Genomic DNA, 6,080 nt, shown 5'->3' with positions numbered 1-6,080 from the left:
GCACGCCCTCGGCCCGATGCAACCGACGGATCTCCGCCCAGTCCTCCACGTTCAGCACCTCCCCAGCGTCGGGAGGGGGTCAACGTTCCCGGAACCCCAGAGGGTCAGGATTCAAGATCCGGCGACAATGGGTGTGCCAGATCAGGAGCGCACGATCAGCTGAACCATCCGGGCGATGATGTCGGGGTCGACGGCGGCTTTCCCAGATCAGCCAGGGCACGGTTGAGAGCCTGGCGCCAATCGCTCCCGACGATGATCCGCGGCGAGAACGACCGCATGGCGATGAGGGTGACCCTCCGGATCGAGCGAGATCGGCGAGTTCAGCGTCGATCGCGGCGAAGTCGACCCGAATCAGCGTGTTGTGGAGGTCGATGAGGCAACTCTGAGTCTGCATCCCAGTGCTTCCTCCTGTTGACGTCGATCGTTCAGCGAGTGATCAACGGCCGCGCTGGACGCCGGTTCGAAGGTGTGCGCAGTGCGCCCGAGCCGGGAGCGAGGCTGATGCAGTGACCGAAGGCGCAGCGAATTCTTTGAGCGCCGCCAGTCCGCCGGTCGGCCAGCTCGTCGTCAGGTCAAATCATGCCGTGGGCGGCCGAGGTCGGCCTGATTGATCGCCGATTCGGCCTCTTTCCCGCCTGGAGCCGCCACGCGCCGCCAGTCGAGAACTGCTGCAACGATCCCAATGCCGACCAAGGTTACTGCGACGCCGCTGGCAGCGATGAGTGCGCGGTGGTACGTGGCTGGTGAGGCCCCGGTCAGATCGCCGTTGGCACGGTAGATGATCGCGTAGAACACCGCCGAGGTGGCGGCAACACCGACGGCGTTGCCGATCCGTTGGCTGAGATGCCCGATCGAGCTGGCGAAGCTGCCCTTGTCCGCGGGCACCTCCGACAGCATCAGGACGTGGTTCGGCGACAGGGTCATCCCGCTCCCGATGCCGTTGACCAGTTGGATGGCCGCGATCACCCAAGGTGCGACGCCGATCGGCAGGGTCACCGCGGCCAGCACGGTGAGGACGACGGCGACTCCGGAAATGGTGAATCCGCCCACGGTGATCACCCGGCCGAGCGTCAGGATCCGTCGAGCCGCCCAGCGAGCGCTGACGGCCGACCCGAGTGAACTCGGGACCGACACCAGGGCAGCCAGCAGCGGGGACAGATCCAGACCCACCTGGAGGTACACGATGAGGGCCAACTGGATCCCGGGAAGCCAGGCCACACACAGGGTCCCGACGAGCACACCGTAGGCGTAGGACGGCGTCCTCAGCAGCGCGCGGTCGAGCAGCGGCTGGCGGCCGGTCCGGGCGTAGCGCTGCTCCCAGCACCAGAAGCCGACGACCACGACGGCGGCCGGGAGCAGTGTCCACCAACGTCGGGGATCGTCCCCCGGCCGGCCCGTGGTGTACAGCAGCGGGAACAGGATCAGGACGATGGCCGCGCCGAGCAGGACGGTGCCGACCGCGTCCAGTCCGGGCCGCTGCTCGCCGACCGGTTGCGTCCGGGGCAGCCACGCCCGGCCGGCCACGAGCAGGACGAGCCCGGTGGGGACGTACAGCAGGAACACCCACCGCCAACCCTCGATCGGGCCGCCCAGCGTCACCAGCAGTCCGGCGACGGTTGGTGCCAGCGCGAGCGCCACGGCCATCGTCACGCCGTAGGTGCCGAACGCACGGCCACGCTCCGGGCCTTGGAACAGTTGCTGGATCACCCCGATCGCCTGCGGCATGAGCATGCCGGCAGAGACGCCGGCGCTCACCCGGCCGAGGATGAGCATCCATGCGTCGACCGCGCAGGCGCACAGGACGTTCGCCGCGATGAGCAGGAGCAGCCCTCCGCTGATCAGGGCGCGGCGATGTCCTCGATCACCCAGACGCCCGAACGGCACGATCACCAGTCCGAACGCGACCACGTAGCCGGCCGAGATGAGTTGCAGGGTGGTCGGTCCGATGGCCAGCGACGCGGCGATGGCGGGCAGGGCGACGTTCGCGTCGGAGATGGCGAACAGCAGGAGCCCGGCGAGCAGCGACACCAGCAGCAAGCTGCGCTGCCGGGCCCGGTCGGTCACCGGCCCGTCTCCCATCGGGACATCGGCCGCTGCGCCGCTGCTGCCGGACTCCTTCAGGGTCACGTCCGGTCAGTCGTTCGGCTCGGGTTGCCTGGCCGAGTCGAAGACGTGTGATTGCCACTCGACGCCGGCGGTGATCTTGTCGGGCGCGTAGTCCAAGCCGAGCTGGTACCAGGTCTGGGTGGCCTCGAGATCGATCGGCCCCGACTGGAAGGCCGTGCTGGACACCAGGTTGGTCAGCTTCTCCTGGTCATCGCCGACGATCGCCCGGTAGTCCAGGTCCTGGTACTTCTTGACCAGGTCCACCTTGTCGTCCGTGGGCAGGTCGTTCCACCACTTGCGGTACGAGTGCAGTGCATTGGTGAGTGCGGCCGCGACCTCAGGGTTCGCCTCGGCGTACTCGCCGGTCGCCCAGAACGCCGCCGTGGTGGCGTCCGGCTGCGTCCACGCCTTGCTGGAGGGATCGCCGATGGTGGCGAAGTCGTACCCGTCGGAGCCGTCGTTCTGGTAGACCTGCGTCCACGACGCGCCGCCCAGGGCGTCGTAGTCCCCTCGTTCCAGGCCGGGAATGGCACCGTTCGGATCCGTGATCACCGCGATCTCGACGGAGTCCGGGTCGACCCCGTTGGCCTTGAGGAAACCGCGGGCGTTCACGGTGATCTGCGGGACCGGCGCAACGCCGACCTTCTTGCCGGCCAGGTCGGCGACGTCGGCGACGGCGCCGTCCTTGACCAGGAAGTTGAAGTTGACACCGTTGCCGTTGTTGTTCGAGATCAGCCGGACGTCGAACCCGTTGGCAATGGCGTTGATCCCGGCGAAGAAGTCGGCGTAGCCGAACTCGATGCTGCCGCCTTGGAGGGCGGCGAGGACGTTGACACCGCTGTTCAGGCTGGAGAGTTCCGGTTCCAGACCGTATCTGGCGAAGAATCCCTCTCCCTTGGCCAGCTCGAGCAGGTTGGTGTTCGCCGCGTCGGCGATGCGGATCTTGACCGGGTCGGCCGGGTCGAGGCCTCCCGGGAGTGCACCTGCGGACTGCGGGCTGCTGCTCCCGGCGGTCGAGGTCGTCGTGGCCTGGTCATCGGCGGAGCCTGCCGGGCCACCGGCCGCGGCGGGACCGGAGCTGTCGCCGCAACCGGCCAGGACCATGGAGGCCGCGACCGCGACCGCGGCGACCGTGAGGAATCGGGAGCGTCGCCGGGAGCGCAGCCGTGGCAATGACGAGAACATGATTGTTCCTCGGGTGTCGTTGATGTGGATACGGTGGTTGAGATGGCAGGGCGGTCCGCGCGCAGGGGAGCGGTGGCCGCAGGGTCAGCTCTGCTCAGGGATCGGCAGTCCGTAGTGGCCGCGCAGGGTGGTGCTCGTGTACTCGGAGCGGAAGATGCCCCGCTGCTGCAGGAGCGGCAGGACGTGGTCGATGAAGTCGGTGACGGATCGCTTGCCGTACGGGGGCCCGGTAGTTGAAGCCGTCGGCAGCGCCGGTACGGAACCACAGTTCGATGTCGTCGGCGACCTGCTCGGGGGTCCCCACGACGATGTGATGGCCGAACGCGGCGGTGGCACGCAGGATCACCTGCCGCGCCGTCAGCCGCTTGGCGGCGGCCTCGGCCTGGATGACCGCGGCCCGGCTGGTGAAGCTGGCTCCGGCCGCGGCCCAGGCCGACTCCGCGACCGGCGCATCGAGCTCGGCGGCGGTGAGGTCGAGTCCGATCTGGACAGCGAGTCGCGCGGCGGCACGGTCGAGGTCGATGTGGTCGGTGAATTCGTCGAACTGGGCTTGGGCCTCGGCCTCGGAGCCGCCGAGGGCCACGAACAGGCCGGGAAGCACCCGCGTGTGGTCCGGGTTGCGCCCGTTGCTGGCGACTCGGCGTTTGAAGTCCGCGTAGAAGGCCCGGGCCACGTCGACGTCGGGCTGAGCCGTGAAGATCGCGTCGGCGTGCCGGGCGCCCTGGGCTCGGCCGACGGCCGAGGATCCGGCGTGGAACAGAACCGGACGCCCCTGCGGGGACCGGGGCACGTTGAAGACCGCGTCGACCTGGAAGTGCCGGCCCTGGTGCCGGACCGGACGAATGCGGCTGCGGTCGAACGTGGGCAGGGCGCCGTCGCCGCCGAGCCAGGCGTCCGGGGCCCAGCTGTCCCAGAGCGCGGTGACGATCTCGATGAACTCCTCACCGCGCTCGTAGCGGACCGCGTGATCGGGATGGTCCACCGACCCGAAGTTCCCGGCCACCGACGGCTGTGAACCGGTCGCCGCGTTCCAACCGGCGCGGCCGCCGGTGTACTGATCCAGGGTGGCGATCTGCCGGGCCACCGTGTACGGCTCGTCGTACGTGGTGAGCAGGGTGGGCGCCAATCCCAGGTGGGTGGTGCGCCCGGCCAGGATCGAGAGCACCGTGAACGGATCCGGAGCGGTGTACCCCTCTCCCAGTCCGGGACTGTCGGCCAGGAAGATGGCGTCGAACAGGCCGCGTTCGGCGTCCTGGGCGAGTTGGACGAGCGCGTCGATGCTCCAGGCGCGGTCGGTGTCCACGCCGGACCGTCGCCAGGACTCCGCGTTGGGGCTGAACAGGTTGAGGACCAGCTGCCGGCGCGGCGGATCATCGACCAACATCGACGGCCTCCGCTTCCGTGGCGGCGCCGTGCTCGAGCGCCGTGGCGGGGGCGTCCAGCGCCGAGGTCGACGCGCCGAAGATGTCGATCCGCCGGCCCGCCGGGCCGTCGAAGTCGATGGCGTGCCCGGTGTGGGCCCACCGGTGTACCGGTACGGCGTCGAAGTCGGCCGGCACGAAGGGGCCACCGGTGCCTTCGACGCCGGTGGCGAGCACGATCTTGCGGGCTGTGATGATGGCCGGGACACCGTTCTCGACCAGATGCAGCCGGAAGGCGCCGTCGGCGCGCTCGAGATCGGTCACGTGGGTGCGGAACCGGAGCGGGACGTCGACCTGCTGGTGGGACCACTCCAAGTACTCGACCCAGTCGACCCGGGGGTTCGTCACGAGTAGGCCTTGCGCAGTTCGGGCACGACGTGCTCGCCGATGAGTTCGATCTGCTCGATGGATCGGTCGATGTCGCCACCGCGCCCGTCGATGGAGAACAACTGCCGACGGTACCCGCCGTAGGCCTCCTGGAACGTCGCGATCTTGTCCAGCACCTGCGCGGGACTGCCGACCGTCAGGGCACTCTCGCGGACCGCGTGCTCCAACGAGTCATACTTCGTCGGCCAGGTCGACAGGTCGATGCCCCGGTCTCGGTACTCGCGCAGTGCATCCTGCGAGTTGCGCCGGACGTAGACCGCGGCGCCTGAGCCGACCGGCGCATCGCCGGCCGCTCCGTGTCCGTGCGCCTCGAACCGCTCCCGGAAGTAGTGCACGTGCGGAGCGGCCTGCGCCGCGCTGAAGTGGACGTAGTTGGCGAAGAACCCGTCAGCGTCACGCGCGGTCTGCTCGACGAGTTCTTTGGTACGGATGGAGGTCTGCCAGATCTCGGGGAGCTCCGCGGTGAGCGGCTGCGGGGTCAACGTGAAGTCCTCCAGCGGCGCGCGGTACTTGCCGCTCCAGTGCAGCTTGCGCTCGGTCCACAGCCGGCGGAACAACTCATTCTTCTCCGCCGCGATGGCCACCGTGTCCTCGCCGGCGAGGCCCCACCACCGGTAGATGTCGGTGCTGATGCCGCGCCCGAACATGATCGAGAGCCGCCCGTCGGACAGGTGCTGCACCGTCGAGAAGTCCTCGGCCAGCTTGACCGGGTCGTTCACGGTGATGAGCGAGACCGACGTCGTCAAGCGCAGGGTCGTGGTCACGGCGGCGATGGCGCCCAGCACCACCGCCGGCGAGCTCAGCACGAACGGCGGATGGTGGTACTCACCGAGCGCGAACGTGTCGAAGCCCGCCTGCTCCGCCCGTCGGGCCAGGGTGACCAGTCCCTTGACCCGGTCGTTGACGACGTGTCGATCCAGATCCTCGGCCTCGGCGTATCCGAGGCTGAAGATGCCGATCTCAAGCATGGTGATCTCCGTC

General features: G+C 68.8%; 5 protein-coding genes. All 5 read right to left on the bottom strand.

Annotated features, from left to right (window positions below):
* Positions 1–567: 567 nt before the first annotated feature.
* The 5 genes from JL106_RS20130 to JL106_RS20110 all read right to left on the bottom strand — a co-directional run bounded on the left by JL106_RS20130 (position 568) and on the right by JL106_RS20110 (position 6,067).
* Complete coding sequence (locus JL106_RS20130) at positions 568–2,127, bottom strand: MFS transporter (protein WP_205262565.1); 1,560 nt, start codon at positions 2,125–2,127, stop codon at positions 568–570.
* Positions 2,128–2,133: 6 nt separating this feature from the next.
* Positions 2,134–3,291 carry an ABC transporter substrate-binding protein gene (locus JL106_RS20125; RefSeq protein ID WP_205262564.1) on the bottom strand — a complete coding sequence of 386 codons (1,158 nt, stop codon included), beginning with the start codon at positions 3,289–3,291 and terminating at the stop codon, positions 2,134–2,136.
* 94 nt (positions 3,292–3,385) lie between these two features.
* Entirely contained in the window at positions 3,386–4,675 is a 1,290-nt protein-coding gene (locus tag JL106_RS20120) for an NtaA/DmoA family FMN-dependent monooxygenase (RefSeq protein WP_205262563.1), read from the bottom strand.
* A complete protein-coding gene (locus JL106_RS20115) occupies positions 4,662–5,060 on the bottom strand; it encodes a SidA/IucD/PvdA family monooxygenase (RefSeq protein WP_205262562.1) in 399 nt (132 codons plus the stop codon). Before JL106_RS20115 ends, JL106_RS20120 begins: the two co-directional genes overlap by 14 nt.
* Positions 5,057–6,067: an LLM class flavin-dependent oxidoreductase gene (locus JL106_RS20110; protein ID WP_205262561.1), complete on the bottom strand. Its 1,011-nt coding sequence runs from the start codon at positions 6,065–6,067 to the stop codon at positions 5,057–5,059. The genes JL106_RS20115 and JL106_RS20110 overlap by 4 nt, the downstream gene beginning before the upstream one ends.
* Between the last annotated feature and the right edge of the window lie 13 nt (positions 6,068–6,080).

Origin of the sequence: Nakamurella leprariae (assembly GCF_016918035.1) — a bacterium.
GTDB classification, from domain to species: Bacteria; Actinomycetota; Actinomycetes; order Mycobacteriales; family Nakamurellaceae; genus Nakamurella; species Nakamurella leprariae.
The sequence above is the reverse complement of the archived record's forward strand: the minus strand, read 5'-3'. Positions and strand labels throughout refer to the sequence as shown.